At 33.3% G+C, this 18,976-nt stretch carries 12 protein-coding genes; 8 read left to right on the forward strand and 4 right to left on the reverse strand.

The features are described from left to right. Positions 1-49 precede the first annotated feature (49 nt). From AC4FRF_RS13235 to AC4FRF_RS13245, 3 genes are read left to right on the forward strand one after another with little or no spacing between them, the layout of a single operon-like run. Complete coding sequence (locus tag AC4FRF_RS13235) at positions 50-1,060, forward strand: dipeptide epimerase (RefSeq protein WP_491160030.1); 1,011 nt, start codon at positions 50-52, stop codon at positions 1,058-1,060. Between the two features lie 6 nt (positions 1,061-1,066). After that, positions 1,067-2,104, forward strand: coding sequence for an aminotransferase class I/II-fold pyridoxal phosphate-dependent enzyme (locus AC4FRF_RS13240; protein WP_491160031.1), 1,038 nt, complete (start codon positions 1,067-1,069; stop codon positions 2,102-2,104). Positions 2,105-2,143: 39 nt separating this feature from the next. Continuing rightward, entirely contained in the window at positions 2,144-2,611 is a 468-nt protein-coding gene (locus tag AC4FRF_RS13245; protein WP_491160032.1) for a DUF1456 family protein, read from the forward strand. Positions 2,612-2,688: 77 nt separating this feature from the next. Here AC4FRF_RS13245 and AC4FRF_RS13250 read toward each other — a convergent pair whose 3' ends face one another. From AC4FRF_RS13250 to sucC, 3 genes are all read right to left on the reverse strand, one after another. Further along, the gene (locus AC4FRF_RS13250; RefSeq protein WP_491160033.1) at positions 2,689-3,027 is read right to left on the reverse strand and encodes a hypothetical protein; all 339 of its coding nucleotides are present in this window, start codon (positions 3,025-3,027) and stop codon (positions 2,689-2,691) included. Between the two features lie 329 nt (positions 3,028-3,356). Beyond that, the gene (locus tag AC4FRF_RS13255) at positions 3,357-3,695 is read right to left on the reverse strand and encodes a hypothetical protein (RefSeq protein ID WP_491160034.1); all 339 of its coding nucleotides are present in this window, start codon (positions 3,693-3,695) and stop codon (positions 3,357-3,359) included. Positions 3,696-4,026: 331 nt separating this feature from the next. Continuing rightward, complete coding sequence (sucC, locus tag AC4FRF_RS13260) at positions 4,027-5,220, reverse strand: ADP-forming succinate--CoA ligase subunit beta (protein WP_491160035.1); 1,194 nt, start codon at positions 5,218-5,220, stop codon at positions 4,027-4,029. Between the two features lie 423 nt (positions 5,221-5,643). Here sucC and gltB point away from each other — a divergent pair, with 423 nt between their 5' ends. The 3 genes from gltB (at position 5,644) to lysA (ending at position 13,039) form a co-directional block, all read left to right on the forward strand. Next, a complete protein-coding gene (gene gltB, locus AC4FRF_RS13265) occupies positions 5,644-10,158 on the forward strand; it encodes a glutamate synthase large subunit (RefSeq protein ID WP_491160036.1) in 4,515 nt (1,504 codons plus the stop codon). Positions 10,159-10,162: 4 nt separating this feature from the next. Next, on the forward strand, positions 10,163-11,617 hold the full coding sequence (locus AC4FRF_RS13270; RefSeq protein WP_491160037.1) for a glutamate synthase subunit beta: 1,455 nt from the start codon (positions 10,163-10,165) through the stop codon (positions 11,615-11,617). A gap of 204 nt (positions 11,618-11,821) precedes the next feature. Next, positions 11,822-13,039 (forward strand): diaminopimelate decarboxylase, encoded by a 1,218-nt coding sequence (lysA, locus tag AC4FRF_RS13275; RefSeq protein WP_491160038.1) that lies wholly within the window; start codon positions 11,822-11,824, stop codon positions 13,037-13,039. Positions 13,040-13,085: 46 nt separating this feature from the next. On the opposite strand, the gene pafA is transcribed toward lysA, so the two are convergent. Continuing rightward, entirely contained in the window at positions 13,086-14,699 is a 1,614-nt protein-coding gene (gene pafA, locus AC4FRF_RS13280; protein WP_491160039.1) for an alkaline phosphatase PafA, read from the reverse strand. A 210-nt stretch (positions 14,700-14,909) separates the two neighbouring features. Between pafA and AC4FRF_RS13285 the strand changes: the two genes are divergently transcribed. Further along, on the forward strand, positions 14,910-16,307 hold the full coding sequence (locus AC4FRF_RS13285) for an alpha/beta hydrolase family protein (protein WP_491160040.1): 1,398 nt from the start codon (positions 14,910-14,912) through the stop codon (positions 16,305-16,307). 321 nt (positions 16,308-16,628) lie between these two features. Continuing rightward, positions 16,629-18,890: a TonB-dependent siderophore receptor gene (locus tag AC4FRF_RS13290; protein ID WP_491160041.1), complete on the forward strand. Its 2,262-nt coding sequence runs from the start codon at positions 16,629-16,631 to the stop codon at positions 18,888-18,890. Positions 18,891-18,976 lie beyond the last annotated feature (86 nt).

The raw sequence follows: 18,976 nt of genomic DNA on the forward strand, positions 1-18,976 counted from the left end.
AAATAATATTCATTTTTATAGCTTAATTTTATCATAAAACGCGACTATTATGGAAATGATTATTAGAGAATACGAGCTACAATTAAAGCACACCTTTACAATCTCTAGAGAATCAATCGATATTCAGCCCTCTTTAATTGTAGAATTAAAAAATGGCGGATTCTCCGGATATGGTGAAGCAACTTCAAACCCTTATTACAACATTAGTGTGCCAATGATGAAACAGGATTTAGAAGCAATACGAACTCTCATTGAATCTATGGCAGATGAAACTCCCGAGGATTTCTGGGCAAAAGTACATCCTTACTTAAAACACGACATGTTTGCACTTTGTGCTTTAGATATGGCTTTCCATGATTTGCATGCGCGTAAAAAAGGAAAAAAACTCCATGAAATTTGGGATTATAACATTGAAAGAAACCCGTTGACTAATTACACCATCGGAATTGATACTATAGACAAAATGGTAGCTAAAATGAAAGAATTACCATGGCCTATTTATAAAATAAAATTAGGTACAAGTGAAGATTTAGCTATAGTTAAAGCCTTAAGAGAACATACCGATGCTATTTTTAGAATAGACGCTAATTGTGGGTGGGGAATTGAAGAAACACTTAACAATGCTGTTGAATTCAAAAAACTTGGAGTCGAATTTCTAGAACAACCACTAAAAGCAGATGATTGGAAGGGACACGAGATCATATTCAAACATTCTGTTTTACCAATTATTGCTGATGAAAGCTGCATTATTGAACAAGATGTAGCCAAATGTTACAATCATTTCCACGGTGTGAATATTAAATTGGTAAAATGTGGCGGATTAACTCCTGCCAGAAGAATGATTCAACAAGCCAAAAAACTAGGATTAAAAACCATGGTAGGCTGCATGACTGAATCCTCTGTCGGTATTTCGGCAATTGCCCATTTATTGCCACAATTGGATTATGTGGACATGGATGGTGCCCTACTTTTATCTGAAGATATTGCAAATGGCGTTCAAATTCAAAATGGAAAAATTGACTATTCTGAATTAAATGGAACGGGCGTTATTTTAAAATAACATTTAATGAAAGTAACTAAATTTCCAGACCGAGTTGTAAAAATTGATAATGAAAACTATTTATATTTTGGCGGAACCGCTTATTTAGGACTTCCGCCAAATAAAAAATTCCAAAAAATACTCTCTAAAAATATTAGTCGTTGGGGAACCGCTTATGGAAGCTCCAGGAATGCCAATATACAATTAGAAGCTTACGAAAAAGGAGAAATTTTCCTCGCAAAATTCATCCAAGCTGAGGCTGCACTTACCATATCATCAGGAATGTTAGCAGGAAGTCTAGTGCTTGAATATTTAAAACCAGAAACAGAAGTATTCTATCATTTTCCAGATATACATCCCGCTATTAATCCTGTTGACAGCTTGCCTTTTTTTATAAATGACAAAATCAATCCACGTTTATTGGATGACAAAAAAGAAAAAATTTGTCTGCTAACCGATGCTGTATCCAGCAATAATGTTAAAATAACAGATTTATCGGCAATAGAACAAATTTCCCATCAAAAAGAAATAACTTTAGTTATTGACGAATCGCATTCGTTGGGAATTGTAAACCATAATGGAAGAGGAATCTACGCCTCTATAAATCAGCCCAACATTAAAAGAAAAATTATGGTTGCTTCTTTAGGAAAAGCGATGGGTTTATCTGGTGGAGTAATTGCTAGTGATTTAGATTGTATTACAAAAATTAAAGAAAATGATACTTTTATTTCCAGTGCTGGAATGAATCCCGCTTTTGTTGCCACTCTTGCCGATGCAGAAAAACTGTATTACAAGAAAATAAAAAAGTTAAAAGAAAACTTAGCTTATATAAATGAGACTTTACTCCTCAACAAAGACATACTTTTTGATAAAAACTACCCTGTTATTTATCCACAAATAAAGGATTTCAACAATACTTTGATAGCCCATAAAATTATTATAACTCATTTTAAATACGCCGAAAATCAATTTTTGAATCGAATTATTATTACTGCTAATCACAAAAAAAAGGATCTAGACAAAATAATTCAAATCCTGAATCAATATCAAAGTCAAATTGACTAGCTAATGTTATAATAACGTACCTTTGTAAAAATTTGAAAAATGACAAACAACGATATCTTTAAAAAATTACGAGTAGCTTTGATGCTGCGCGATGACCAAATAGTAGAAATACTAGAATTGGTAGATTTTAGAATTTCCAAATCAGAATTAGGTGCTTTTTTTCGTGATGAGAAACACCCTAATTATATGGAATGCGGAGACCAAGTATTACGTAATTTTCTAAATGGATTAGTAATTCACCTACGCGGAACAAAAGAAAATCCTAAGAACCCTAATGAAGTGTTAGCCAAACACAGAGCCGAAATTCCTAAAAAAGACAACACAAAAGAGCGTTCTGAATTTAAAGCAACACCTAAAGATACCCAAAAAGCCAGAGGAGATCAAAAACCTTTAAAAACAGGAACAGGCACCAAAAAGCCATACAAGAAAAATAATCCTAAAGCCACTCCTAAAGTGCAAGTTGTAGAAAAAGTAAAATTCAACAACGGTAAAAACAAAAAATCTTAATTGGAAATCTTTTCTTTGATTTTCTCTTCTTTATAAAAAAAAAATCCCGTCTACTTAAAGACGGGATTTACATTTTATTACTTGGTAAATTTAACCAAGAATACAAGTCCATTTCCTGATTCCAAATCATCGGCTGATAGTTTTTTATAATTCAACGTACTTTTGATATAATAATTTATATCCTCATTAGTAGTATTAGTGCTCATCACAACCATTTCGTGATGCTCATTAATAGCAATTCTCACTTTCACTAAAACATCTCCTTCCAATCCGCTTAAAACTGGAGCACTGTTCAGTAACTTTGTTATTTCTTTGTAAGTCTTGCTATAATCATCTGGATTAGTTGAAGGACTTTTTGCCGCAAATGCTGTTGTTAAAAATAATGTTGCAACAGCTGATAAAAATAACTTTCTCATGATTTCTTAGTTTTAAATTAAACATAAGTGATTTAATATTTCATTACAAAATTATCAAAAAACATCATTAAAAAACAATATATGTTGCTGATTATGCAAGTTTTACGATTACAAAAATTTTCAACGCAATATTTTAAAAGGATAATAAAAAAAAATAATTAATTTTTAACTATTCACACAAAAATCAATAAATCAGAAAGAAAAAAACAACAAAAAACCCAAAAAAGGAATAATTTCTAAGAATTTTTCAACAAAAAAGACCAAAAAACGAAAAATCCCGCCTCATTTAAATAAATGAAACAGGATTTAAAACTTTAATTGACATTCAACTATTTAGCAAACTTAACCAAAAAAACAAGTCCTTTACCTACCTCTAATTCTTCGGCCAACAACTTTTGATAGTTTAATGTATTTTTAATATAATAATTTAAATCTTCATTAGTTGTGTTTGTGCTCATTACTACAATTTCATGATTTTCATTAATTGCAATTCTCACTTTCACAACAACATCTTCGTCCAAACTACCAAAATTTGGATACGTATTCAACATCTTAGTTAATTCTTTATAAGTCTCATCAAAATTTTTTGCTGCATTGGGAGACTTATCTGCAGCAAAAGCTGTGCTCATAAATAAAGTAACAATAACAGATAAAAATAATTTTTTCATGATTTTTAGTTTTTAATTACAGTTCAAAATTAGCACTGTTTTCAACATAAAAACCATAAAAACAATTACTTAACCTAATCATAAAAAGAATTCTTTTTTAATATTTATCAGGTATAAAAAGAATCTGTACATAAAATAAGACCCTCATAAAAAAGAAAAACTAAAATTACATCAATTGCATAAAAACAAGCAAAACACCATTAAAAAAGCAACTTTTAACCAATTAATATTAAATTAATATAAGAATAGATTAACACCCCGTTTCAGTTAAAACAAAAAAAATCCTGCCTCTAAAAAGAGACAGGATTTGATATATAACTAAATTCCTTAATTAAGAAAGCGCAGCTTGTACTTGATCAGCAGCTTCTTGAAATTGTACTGCAGATAAAATTGGCATACCAGAATTATCAATCAATTCTTTAGCAATTTCAGCATTTGTTCCTTGCAAACGAACAATGATAGGCACTTTAATAGCATCTCCCATGTTTTTGTAAGCATCAACAACTCCTTGAGCAACACGGTCACAACGAACGATTCCTCCAAAAATATTAATTAAGATTGCTTTTACGTTTGGATCTTTCAAGATAATACGGAAAGCCGTTTCTACACGTTTAGCATCAGCAGTTCCTCCTACGTCAAGGAAGTTAGCTGGTTCAAAACCTGCATATTTAATTAAATCCATAGTTGCCATAGCAAGACCAGCTCCGTTCACCATACATCCTACAGTTCCGTCAAGATCAACGTAGTTTAATCCTACTTCTTTAGCTTCTACTTCAATTGGATTTTCTTCAAGAATATCACGCATTTCAGCATAAGCTTTTTGCCTGTACAATGCGTTATCATCAATATTTACTTTAGCATCAACCGCTAAAATTTTATTATCAGACGTTTTTAATACTGGGTTAATTTCAAACATTGAAGCATCAGAACCAATATAAGCTTTGTATAATGCATCGATGAACTTCACCATTTCTTTGAAAGCATTTCCTGAAAGACCTAAGTTAAAAGCAACTCTTCTTGCTTGAAAACCTTGTAATCCTACAGTAGGATCAATTTCTTCAGTAAAAATTAAATGAGGTGTGTGCTCAGCCACTTCCTCGATATCCATTCCACCTTCAGTAGAATACATAATCATATTACGACCAGTTGCTCTGTTTAATAAAACAGAAACATAAAATTCTGAAGTTTCAGATTCTCCTGGATAATAAACATCTTCAGCAATTAAAACTTTGTGTACTTTTTTTCCCTCTGCAGAAGTTTGAGGAGTTACCAATTGCATTCCGATAATTTCGCTTGCAACGCCTTCTACTTTGTCAATTCCTTTAGCAAGTTTAACCCCGCCTCCTTTACCACGTCCACCAGCGTGAATTTGGGCTTTTACAACATACCAACTCGTTCCCGTTTCGGTAGTTAATTGTTTTGCAGCAGCAACAGCTTCAACTGCATTATTAGCAACGATTCCGCGTTGAACGCGAACCCCGTAGCTAGCTAAAATCTCTTTTCCTTGATATTCGTGTATGTTCATAATATAGAATTTGTCTGGATTTTGAAGTTATTTCAAAACATGAGTGCGACAAAAGTAGCAAAAATGAACTTAAATCTGAAATCTTTTTAGTGATTTAAAATATCTTATAAATAAAGTTAAAAAAAGATGCTTTTGCCATTTTATTTTTATCAAAAAAAAGATTTTGCAGAAAAAAAATAAGCTAACTGACGTTTTTTTGTGGAATACAGCAATTAAGGATTTAAAAAAATCAGAAATAATTGTCAAAATATCAGTCAAAAAGCATAACTATATTAACGATTTGTTAATACATGACCTAAATAATGCAATTATTATTATTTATTATACATTTTTCTATTATTCCTGTAAAAGTAGCTCATTATAACCGCAATGGATGGAATATATTTAATGAAATATCTATTTTTGTAGAAAAAATTATCAAGCATGAAACTTAAAGAACAAGGCCTTTATTTGCCAGAATTCGAGCATGAAAACTGTGGAGCTGGTTTTATTTGCAACCTTAAAGGTGAGAAAACGAATCAAATTATTCACGACGCATTAGAGATTCTAGTAAAACTAGAGCACCGTGGTGGTGTAAGTGCTGACGGAAAAACGGGAGATGGAGCTGGACTTTTGATTGACATTCCTCATGAATACTTCAATAGAGTTTGTGATTTCAAATTACCTGCTGCACGTGAATATGCTGTTGGAATGGTATTTTTACCTAAAATCCAAAATCAATACGTTTTTTGTAAAGACATATTTGAAAAAGAAATTAAAGCACAAGGACTAACTGTTTTAGGATGGAGAGAAGTTCCTGTTGACTCTACTCAATTAGGTGAAATTGCTTTAGCTTCTGAACCTACTATTGAGCAAATTTTTGTTGGCAAAAAAGAAGAAATTGACGAAGCTACATTTAAAGCAAAATTATATGCTGCCCGTAAAATAACAGAACATACAATTGCGAATTCTAAAATATCTCAAAGTTCTTATTTTTATGTTCCAAGTTTATCTACTACTACCTTAATATATAAAGGTATCATTATGCCTGAGGATATTGGGCCATATTATACTGACTTACAACAAACGGATTTAGTAACTCGTTTGGCGTTAGTACACCAACGTTTCTCTACTAACACTATGCCTACTTGGGAGTTGTCTCAACCTTTTAGATATATGTGTCAAAATGGTGAGATTAATACCTTACGTGGAAACGTAAGTAGAATGCGTGTTCGTGAAGAAATCATGAAAAGTGATGTTTTTGGTCCACAAATTGAGAAATTATTCCCAATTATTCTTCCAGGAAAATCAGATTCAGCTTCTATGGATATGGTAGTTGAGTTGTTAACTCACACAGGGCGTTCATTACCAGAAGTAATGATGATGATGATCCCTGAAGCATGGGAAAAACACAAAACCATGTCGGAAGAAAGAAAAGCATTCTACGAATACAATGCTTGTATCATGGAACCATGGGATGGACCTGCTTCTGTACCATTCTCTGATGGAGATTACGTAGGAGCTTTATTAGACCGTAATGGTTTAAGACCTTCTCGCTATACTGTTACCAAAAGTGGTAAATTGATTATGGCTTCAGAAATTGGAGTTGTAACAGTTGAACCAGAAGATGTAGAAAGCCACGGTAGACTAGAACCAGGAAAAATGTTCTTGGTTGATATGAACGAAGGACGTATTATTAATGATGAGGAAATCAAAAGCAAAATTGTTTCTGAAAGACCTTACCAAGAATGGTTGAAACAATACCGTTTGAACCTAAAAGACGTTCCTACTACAACTAAAGCTTGCCCAATTGAAACTATCGATTTAAAGACAAGAGAGCGTTTATTCAACTATACTTTAGAAGATATTCAGGATATGATTACTCCAATGGCTCAAGCTGGAAAAGAAGCTTTGGGTTCTATGGGTATCGACACTCCTCTTGCTGTATTATCAGACAGACCACAATTAATCCCTAACTATTTCAAACAATTATTCGCTCAGGTAACTAACCCACCTTTGGATGGTATCCGTGAAGAAATTGTAACTGATATTAGTTTAGCATTAGGTCAAGACAGAAATATTTTTGATATTTCTAGCAAACAATGTAGAAAATTAAGAATTCAGAATCCGGTTATTTCTAACGACGACTTAGAAAAAATCAGAAATATTGATATTGATCATTTTAAAGCAGAAACAATTGAAATCTTATATGCTAAAGAAAAAGGTTTAAATGGTTTAGAAAATGCTCTAGAAGACATTATCATCCAAATTAGTAAAGCGGTAGACAGAGGAACTAACATCATTATTTTATCTGATAGAGGTGTAAATAAAGAATTCGCTCCAATTCCTGCTTTATTAGCTTGCTCTTATGTTCACCATCAAATGAACCGTTTACGTAAACGTTCGTACTTTGATATCATTATCGAATCAGCTGAACCTCGTGAACCACATCATTTTGCAACTTTATTTGGATATGGTGCAAGTGCAATCAACCCTTATATGGTTAACGAAATTATTCGTGTACAAGTACAAGAAGGGTTTATCACTGGAATTAGCGAACAAAAAGCAGTTGACAACTTTAACAAAGCAATTGGTTCAGGTATTTTAAAAATCATGAACAAAATTGGAATCTCTACATTACACTCTTACAGAGGTTCTCAAATTTTCGAAATTGTTGGTTTCAACTCTAAATTTGTTCAAAAATACTTCCCATACACCGCTTCAAGAATTGAAGGTATCGGATTATACGAAATCGAAAAAGAAATTAGCGAAAGATACAACTATGCTTACCCAGATGTATTAATTCCAAACCGTTTAGGTTTAAACATTGGTGGAGAATACAGATGGAGACGTAACGGGGAAAGACACATGTTTAACCCTACTACTATAGCTAAATTACAGCAAGCAGTACGTTTAAGTGATCAAGATAGCTATGATGTTTATGCTAAAACAGTAAATGATCAAGCTAAGAGTTTAATGACCATTCGTGGTTTATTTGAATTCGACAATCTTGACCCTATTCCATTAGACGAAGTAGAACCATGGACAGAAATCGTGAAACGTTTCAAAACCGGAGCGATGTCTTACGGATCTATTTCTAGAGAAGCACACGAGAACTTAGCTATCGCTATGAACCGTATTGGAGGAAAATCTAATTCAGGTGAAGGTGGAGAAGACAGAACTCGTTTCCAACCAGACGTAAACGGAGATAGCCGTAACTCAGCTATTAAACAAGTAGCTTCTGGACGTTTTGGAGTAACTTCTCACTATTTATCTAGTGCAAAAGAGATTCAAATTAAAATGGCTCAAGGTGCTAAACCAGGAGAAGGTGGACAATTACCAGGTGAAAAAGTATTGCCTTGGATTGCATCAGCTCGTAACTCAACTCCTTTCGTAGGATTGATTTCACCGCCGCCTCACCATGATATTTACTCTATTGAAGATTTAGCTCAATTAATCTTTGACTTGAAAAATGCTAACAGAGAAGCACGTATCAACGTGAAACTTGTTTCTGAAGTTGGTGTTGGTACAATTGCTGCTGGTGTTGCTAAAGCAAAAGCTGACGTTGTATTAATTGCAGGTTACGATGGTGGTACTGGAGCTTCTCCATTAACTTCATTGAAACACGCCGGTCTTCCTTGGGAGCTTGGATTAGCCGAAGCACAACAAACTTTGGTATTAAATAACTTAAGAAGCCGTATTGTTGTAGAATGTGACGGACAGTTAAAAACAGGTCGTGACGTAGCTATCGCAGCTTTATTAGGTGCTGAAGAATTTGGTTTTGCTACTGCTCCACTTGTAGCTTCTGGATGTATTATGATGCGTAAGTGTCACTTAAATACTTGTCCTGTAGGTATTGCAACTCAAGATAAAGAATTGCGTAAAAACTTTAAAGGAACTCCTGAGCACGTAATTAACTTCTTCTACTATGTAGCGGAAGAATTAAGAGGAATTATGGCTTCTTTAGGTTTCAGAACTTTAGAAGAAATGATTGGACAAACACACAAAATCAATTCTAACAAAGCCATTACACACTACAAAGCAAGAGGTTTAGATTTATCTTCTATCCTACACCGTCCAGCATCTTACAGAGAAATGACGGTTCGTAACACTGAGAAACAAGATCATGGATTAGACAATGTTATGGACTTCCAAATCTTAAAAGATTCTCACCGTGCTTTATATAGAAAAGAAAAAATGACTTTAGAATACGCTATTAAAAATACCGACCGTTCCGTGGGAGCTATTGTTAGTAACGAAATTTCTAAAATATATGGACATTTAGGTTTACCTGAAGACACATTAAACATCAATTTCACAGGTTCTGCCGGTCAAAGTTTAGGAGCATTTAGTGCACACGGATTGACTTTTACTGTTGAAGGAAATACTAATGATTATTTAGGTAAAGGTTTATCTGGAGCTAAACTAATCATCAAAAAACCAGCCAAAGCAACTTTTGTTGCCTCTGAAAACATCATCGTAGGAAACGTTTGTTTATTCGGTGCTATTGAAGGAGAAGCTTTCATCAATGGTATTGCTGGAGAGCGTTTTGCAGTTCGTAACTCAGGAGCTACAGCAGTTGTTGAAGGTGTGGGAGATCATGGTTGTGAATACATGACTGGTGGAAAAGTAGTTGTTCTTGGTAAAACCGGAAGAAACTTCGCTGCAGGTATGAGTGGTGGTATTGCTTATATCTACGATCCAGAACACAAATTTAAAAATGGTTTATGTAATACTGAAACCATCGAATTTGAAACAGTAGAAGGAAACGAAGCTGATGAATTGAAAACTTTAATAGAAAGACACGTTCAGTACACTAACAGTACAAAAGGAAGTGAATTATTAAGTGATTGGAACACAAGCTTAGAAAATTTTGTAAAAGTAATGCCTACAGAGTACAAAAAAGCATTAATGCGTTTGGAAACTGAGGTACAAATGGTAGAAGAATTAACAGCATAATACAATGGGAAAAGTAACAGGTTTTAAAGAATTCGAAAGAAAAGATGAATCATACACAGCAGTACAAGAGCGTGTAGGACATTATAAAGAATTTACAGTTCCTTTGAGTGAAGCTGAAATTACAAAACAAGGATCTCGTTGTATGGATTGTGGTATTCCATTTTGCCACAGTGGATGTCCATTAGGGAATTTAATCCCTGATTTCAACCACATGGTACACCAAGGTGAATGGCAAAAAGCCTCATGGATCCTACATTCAACAAACAACTTCCCTGAATTTACAGGGCGTTTATGTCCTGCACCATGTGAAAAAGCATGTGTTTTAGGAATTATCAATGATCCAATTTCTATTGAAAACATAGAAAAAAATATTGTGGAGCGCGCCTTCCAAGAAGGGTGGATTAAACCACAACCTCCAAAAAACAGAACTGGCAAAACAGTGGCTGTTGTTGGTTCAGGTCCTGCAGGTTTAGCTGCCGCACAACAATTAAACAGAGCAGGTCATACTGTTACTGTTTTTGAAAGAGACAACGCTATTGGTGGTTTATTACGTTACGGTATTCCTAATTTTAAATTAGAAAAAGAAATTATCGACAGACGTATTGCTATCCTTGAAGCAGAAGGAATCACTTTTAAAGTAAATACTAATGTTGGGGTAAACTACTCAATTGAAGACTTAAAAGCATTTGATTCTATCGTGCTTTGTGGGGGTGCTACTGAAAGAAGAAGCTTACCTACTCCAGGAGCAGATGCTGATGGTGTGGTACAAGCAATGGATTTCTTAACACAACAAACTAAAGTAGTTTGGGGTGAAAAAATTGAAAACCAAGTTTTAGCTACTGGTAAAGATGTAATCGTAATTGGTGGTGGAGATACAGGATCTGACTGTGTGGGTACCTCTAACCGTCACGGTGCAAAATCAGTAACAAACTTTGAGATTATGCCAAAACCACCTGTGGGAAGAAGTGAATCTACTCCATGGCCTTTCTGGCCTTTACAATTAAAAACATCTTCTTCTCATAAAGAAGGATGTGAAAGAAACTGGTTAATTAACACTAAAGAATTCATTAAAGATGCTAATGGTAAATTAACAGCTCTTAAAACTGTAAATGTTGAATGGAAAATGGTTCCAGGGCAACGTCCTGAATTAATCGAGATTGAAGGTTCTGAGAAAATCTGGCCATGTGACTTAGCTTTATTAGCTTTAGGATTTACAGGTCCAGAGAAAAATTTAGCAGAACAATTGGGTCTTGAAACTGATTTCAGAAGCAATTACAAAGCCAATAATTACCAAACTAATGTACCAAACATATTTACTGCGGGAGATATGAGAAGAGGACAATCATTAATCGTTTGGGCAATCTCTGAAGGTCGTGAGGCTGCAAGAGAAGTTGATTTGTTCTTAATGGGAACTACTAACCTTCCTACTAAAGAAGGTGGAGATCTACCTCCATTGTAGTACTTAACTAATTATATAAAAGGCTATCTGGAAGCAATTTCAGATAGCCTTTTTTGTTTTTATTAACTATCTAAATTTTGTTTAAAAAATAATAATTACAACGTTGTATGTTTATTTTAAAACAATTTGTTATAATTTGTTAGAAATATTTTTATCTATTGTAGTATCGATAAAGAATAATAAATTTGTGTAAAAATAACAGCAATGCAATCAAAAGACTTACTTCAATTAGCAGAACAATTTGGCAGTCCATTATATGTTTATGATGCCGAGAAAATAAAATCACAATATAATAGATTAACTAAAGCTTTTTCAAAAGTAGAAAAATTACGCATTAACTATGCGATGAAAGCATTGTCTAATGTTGCTATTCTACAACTTCTAAAAGACATGGGGTCTGGATTAGACACTGTTTCTATCCAAGAAGTGCAATTAGGTCTTCATGCAGGTTATGCTCCAGAAAGAATTTTTTACACTCCTAATGGTGTTTCTTTAGAAGAAATTGAAGAAGTACACGCTTTAGGTGTCCAAATTAATATTGACAACTTATCCATCTTAGAGCAGTTTGGTGCAAAACACCCAACAGTTCCTGTTTGTATTCGTATCAACCCACACGTAATGGCTGGAGGAAACGAAAACATTTCAGTGGGGCATATCGATAGTAAATTCGGTATTTCAGTTCATCAATTACCTCATTTAGTTCGTATTGTTGAGAACACAAATATGAACATTGTAGGTATTCATATGCATACTGGTTCTGATATTTTAGATATCGAAGTATTCTTGTATGCTGCTGAAATCTTATTTGATGCTGCAAGAAACTTCAAAAATCTTGAGTTCTTAGATTTTGGAAGTGGATTTAAAGTTCCTTACAAAAAAGATGATATTGAAACTGATATTGAAGAATTAGGTAAAAAATTATCTAAACGATTCAATGCATTCTGCGATGAATATGGTAAAGAATTAACTTTAATTTTTGAGCCAGGTAAATTTTTGGTAAGCGAAGCAGGTTTCTTTTTAGCAAAAGTAAATGTAGTAAAACAAACGACTTCTACCGTTTTTGCCGGAATAGATTCTGGTTTCAATCATTTGATTCGCCCAATGTTTTATGGTTCTCAACACCACATTGAAAACATTTCGAATCCAAAAGGAAAAGAGCGTTTTTACTCTGTAGTAGGATACATTTGCGAAACAGATACTTTTGCAAGCAACCGTAGAATTCAAGAAATTGCCGAAGGTGATATTCTTTGTTTTAGAAATGCAGGAGCTTATTGCTACTCCATGTCTTCTAACTATAATTCCAGATACAAACCAGCAGAAGTTTTATGGATTAACGGAGAAGGTCACTTAATTAGAGCTCATGAAACATTTGAAGATTTATTAAAAAATCAAATTCCATTGCCTGTTTCGGTAGCAAAATAATACTAAACCATAAAAAAGGGACTTTTAAAAAGTCCCTTTTTTTTATCTAATTTCCTAAAACCTCAGGCAAAACTTCTGCATGAGTCCCATTTGGAAAATCAACCTTAATTTTCTGTGCAACAGTTGGCGCTATTTGAGTAATTACTTTTTTATCAAAAGATTCTCCTTTTTTGATATTCCAACCATAAAACAACAAAGGCACATGCGTATCGTAACTATAAGGTGTTCCATGAGAAGTTCCTGTTCCTTCATGCTCAATATATCCAGGTTTATCTAAAATAACCAATTCCCCATTTTGTTTTGGATCATATCCTTTTGAAATAAAATTTAAATAATAATCTGAACTAGGAGCAGCTAGAATTTCTTCTTCTGTATAAACTCTTTTCACATGAGGCATTGCCATCAAGAAACCTTTAAAAGCAAGTTTTACTTTGTCTAAAGAAAGTCCTTTTTCTTGAATTTGTTTCTTATCAAAAAACAAATTGTAATTAGAGTAATTCAATACTAAATCAACTCCAAAAGTAGCTTTAGAAAATTCATGTAGTTTATTTGATATTTCTTTATAATCTATAGCATCCACTGCATATTTATTATCTTTCAAGAAGTTTACATTCTCAGCTGCTGCATGATCTGCAGTTAAAAACAAAAGGTAATTATCTTTACCTACTTTTTCATCTAAATAGTCTAAAAAATCAGCAATGGTTTTGTCCAAACGCAAATAAGTATCTTGAATTTCCCTAGAGCGAGGGCCTGTCAAGTGTCCTACATAATCAGTTGAAGAAAAACTTACGGCTAAAAAATCAGTATCATTATCCGTACCTAAATTTTCATTCGCAATCGTTTCTTTAGCAAAATCTGCTAATAAATCATTTCCAAAAGGAGTTGACTTAATTACCTTAGCTCCTTTTTTAGCATACATTGATTTTAAATCATAAGGAAAAATAGGTTTTTTACTTCCATACAAAAGACCTTCGTATGCATTATCATCAGCTAAACTCTTATCATAAACTGATTCAGATTTAAGTAAAGACCAATCTTTACTCAAATAAGTTTCATAAAGTTTCTTTTCGTTAAATTGTTTAACCCAATTAGGCAATTCCTTTCCATAAAAAGTACTTGAAATAAAATTCCCAGTATCACTAAGCCAAAATGCCCAATTTGCAAAATGTCCAGCAGGTAAAATTGCTCCACGATCTTTTATGCTAATCCCAATTACTTTTCCTTTAAAATTTGTGGCCAAACGCAATTCGTCAGTAACGGTTGTGGTTTCTAAATTCAACGGTGACATTTTTCCTTCATCTGCATCCCCAATTCCTAAAATGGTAACCGATGCATCATCCGTGCAATATCTAGACTTCCCCATTGATTTATCAAACCATGTATTTCCCACAATTCCGTGAGTAGTTGGTGTAGTTCCGGTATAAATAGAAGCATGACCCGGACCTGTGTAAGTTGGCATATAATTATAATGAGTATTGTGAAATACAAAACCATCATTCATCAATCGGCGAAAGCCATTAGCTGAAAAATCATCAGAGAACCTATAGAGGTATTCCATCTTCATTTGATCTACCACAATACCAACCACTAATTTGGGCCTTTGTTGCGCATAAGTGTTAAAAATTGCTGTAGAAGCAAAAAGTAAAAGTATTTTTTTCATATTAAATTTGGATATAAAAGCAAAAATACAAATTAAAGCCACCTATTATATTATTAAATCGTTATCTAAACCTTTAATCATAGCTTAAAAAAGCTAAAATTAAAAACTCAAGCTTATTGTATCTGTCCAAAACAAACTTAAAAACTTATTTTTGTAACTCTAAAATAATAATCTTAAGATTTAGAAATCTTTACTCGTAATAAAAACACAATGAGATACAGCCCTATCCTTTTTTTAAATTTTATTTCAAAAAAAAATCTATTAGCGTTTTTAACAAGTCTGCTACTTACAATAAGTTCTCAGGCATTTACTGGAAGATGGACAAGTAAAACAACAGCTGGAACTATTGAATACAAAACAACAGAATCCAAAAAACCAATAAAAGATTACAATGGAAATTTTGTAACCGTCATTTATTTGGAAAATCTGTCCATAAAAAAAATCGGAAGAAACAGTAATAAAAAAAACGTTCATTGGCTTCTATCACAAGGTTACCGTGTTATTGAATTGGATTATAAAAAAAATAAAAATGCCGTTGCACTTAAAATTAATGAGGATATTATTGCTATTAACGATTCCATAGCTGCTGGAAGTTTTTGTGGTTTAAAAAATTGTTCTCTTAATAAATCTTATATTCTTTTTGAAGGATATCGCATAGCCCGAGATATTAGTTATTTTATCGACAATCCTAAAATATACAACAGCCCAGAACAATACATTGTGGGTGATTCCTTGCACATGGATATTATTTATCCGGCAAATCCAAAAATAAAAATCCCAACTATTTTATCTTTTTCCTACAGCAACAGCTATGCTTTTTTTGATAACAAAAAAGAAATATTGACGAATGCTTATAAAGACCAAAGACTTTATCTGCCCTATTCATTTGCTGGCTTTAATGATTCTTTTCTAGAAGGAGCTCCTGCCATCGGAATGGCTTGGGCTATTGCCGATCATCCAAAATATTGTCAATGGGGAAAAGGAAAACCTACTAACGGACCTAATGATGCCTACAAGTCATTTGAAACAAATCCTGATACTGCACAAAAAGTAAAATCGGCTATTAGAACCTTACGTGTTTTTGCAAACAAAATGAAACTTTCAAATCAAATAGGTATTTTTGGCTTTTCCAGAGGCTCTACAGCAGGCTCTATGGCTATTGGAGATAAAAAAATAGATACTATAGAAAACGCTGGTTTCCACACAGAAATCAAAGATGATGTTCAAGCAGCAGCTTTAGGGCCAGGTGTTTTTGATTACACCTTAATTTATAATGCTTTAAATGATGGAGATAAAAATTTAGAACAAAGATGCCCTTGGGTTTGGGGAAACTTAGACGAAAACAGAACTTTATGGGAATCGATGGGTTCATCGTTTTTGGTTGAAAAAACAGCTGCTCCTACCCTTTTCTTTTACAACACGGATGATGATCCCTATTATGCTGACCAAATTAAACATTTCAAAGCCAAATTAGATAATTTAGGTGTATTAACATCTACTCTTGTAAATTACGGTAAAGGTCATGCTATACCGCAAACTGCTAGTACTTTAAACGAACTCTACCATTTCTTCGCAATCAATCTGAAAGCAACCTCAGTGTCTAAATAACAAATAGCGTAAAATCCAAATAAAAATTTCTTGTCAAAAAAAATTTTACAAAAAATAGCTTTACGTATTTTGGAAGATACATTTGCATTGCAACACTCAACAATACATTATAAAGACCTACAAAACAACTACTTAACAAAATATCAACAACTCCATTACTAAGATTTATTCTAAATAAAAACTGATTTCCAAAAATAAATCAAACAACTTCTAAAACTTTTGTTGTTTTTTATTTTTATTTATTCCAAATAACATTTGTTTAAATCGTTTTTAGCTCATACATTTGCACCGTTATTTTAAATAAATCCAAATAAAAAACGAATGAAAAGAATTTTACTGCCCTCAATAGCACTATTATTTTCAATATCTAACCAAGCACAAGAAATAGCATCTGCAATAAACTATTCTATTTCTAACGAAATCACAACATCTCCTTTTGATACTATAAAAAATAAAAAAGGTCAAATCCTTAAAGAAATTGTGATTACTGGAAACAAACCACAAAAACCGATTTCAGCAACAAGATCTGGAATCAAACCAATGGATTTGCCACAAAGTGTTCAAGTTATAGACAACGAAATCATCACACAACAACAAGCCATCCGTTTGAGTGAAGTTATAAAAAATGCTAACGGTGTTTATGTAGGTTCTGCTCGTGGTGGCGCTCAGGAATCATTTTGGTCAAGAGGATACGACATGAGTGCTAATAATATGCTAAAAAACGGTTTTCGTTACAATGCAGGTTCTATCCCTGAAGTTTCATCATTAGAAAGAGTAGAATTTTTAAAAGGAGGTTCTGCCTTATTATTTGGTAACGTTGCTCCGGGAGGAATTCTAAATTTAGTTACAAAAACCCCTCAATTCACACAAGGTGGAGAAATTTCAATGCAGGCTGGAAGTTACTCTTATTACAAACCTTCTATTGATTTTTATGGTCCTTTAAACAAATCTATCGCGTATCGTTTTACTGGTTCTTATGAAAACTCGGAAAGTTTTAGAGATGTCGTTAAGAATGAACGCATTTATTTTAACCCTTCGTTCTTATTTAAAATTACAGACAAAACGCAAATTACTGTACAAGGAGACTATTTAAGTGCCGATTGGACTCCTGATTTTGGAACAGGAATCATTGGTAAAGAAATCCTTGACACACCTCGAAGTGCATACTACGGAGCGCTTTGGTCTAATGGTAACACTAAATCAGCAAGTGCTTCAATATTATTAAATCATGAATTCAACAAAGACTGGAAATTAAACTTTAATACTTCTTTCCAAAATTATAAAAGAACACAAACCTCTACATCTCAATTATCAGGTTTAGATGGTTATGCAACTCCTGGTGATTGGAAAAGAGGTTTAACCAAAAATGATAATCGAGAAAAAGTATTTGGTAATCAATTAAGTTTACAAGGCCATTTCAAAACCGGAGCTATCAAACACCAAATTTTTACAGGTGTTGATTTTGAAAACTCCTTAACATCCTCATACAGATTTGCATTTTATGATAGTAACGGTAACCTTAAAACAACTGAAGATACTCCAATTAATCTTTTTACTTATGATCCAAGTACACAAAGCACTGTAAATCCATACAGTACTGTTGCTACTCAAAATACGGATACAGAATACAATCGTTTTGGAGCGTACGCTCAGGATTTAATCTCATTTACTGATTATATCAAAGTGTTAGCTGGTGTACGTTGGTCTTGGCAAGAATCTCAGGCAACAATCTACAACTTTACAGAAAATCCAGTAGCTATTTCTGAAGATCCAAAACGTTTAGACAATGCCTTTTCACCAAAAGTAGGATTGGTGGTGCAACCAACAAAAAACATTTCTTTATTTGCTAGTTATTCTAATTCATTCACACCAAATACAGGAAATACATACGACGATAAACCACTTGACCCATCAATTATTGATCAATATGAAACAGGAATTAAAACTGATTTTTGGAGAGGCTTCTTAAGCACTAATATTACTTTATACATTATAAATAACGATAATTTGGTACAAACTGCAGCCTTTTTAGCCGATGGTATTACCCAAAATAATGACCCAAACATCAAAGTAATGAGCGGTGAAACTAAAAGTAAAGGTGTAGAAGTAGATGTAACGGCAAGACCTTTTGAAGGATTCAAAATTAATGCTGGTTATAGCTACAACGATATGCGATACACGAAAACTTCAGGACTTGATGGTAGTTTTGTTGAAGGTGACCGTGTTGCAAGAACACCAACAACTACGGCTAATCTAAGTTTCTTTTATACAGTGCCAAGTGGAACTTTAAAAGGCTTTTCTATTGGAGCAATTGGAAATTACATCGGAGACCGTATTGCAGGATGGAACAATCAACATAAAGATGATTTAACAAAATATCCAACCGGAATTTGGGACAGAGAAGTTCCAGTAGGCGGATATGCTACAGTAGATGCATCCATTGGATATACTTGGAAAAAATTCTCAATCTTATGCAAATTATCTAACATTACAAATGAGTTAAACTATACCGTTCACGAAAACTATAGTGCTAACCCAATTGCACCTCGTCAAGTAATGACAAGTCTTAAATATAAGTTCTAATATTGATTATTTTATTTTTTTTTAAAGCTCCTGTCGTTTCAGGAGCTTTTTTTGTTTCATAACCAACCAGAATATTAACTATATTT

This window comes from Flavobacterium sp. ST-158 (genome assembly GCF_058309975.1).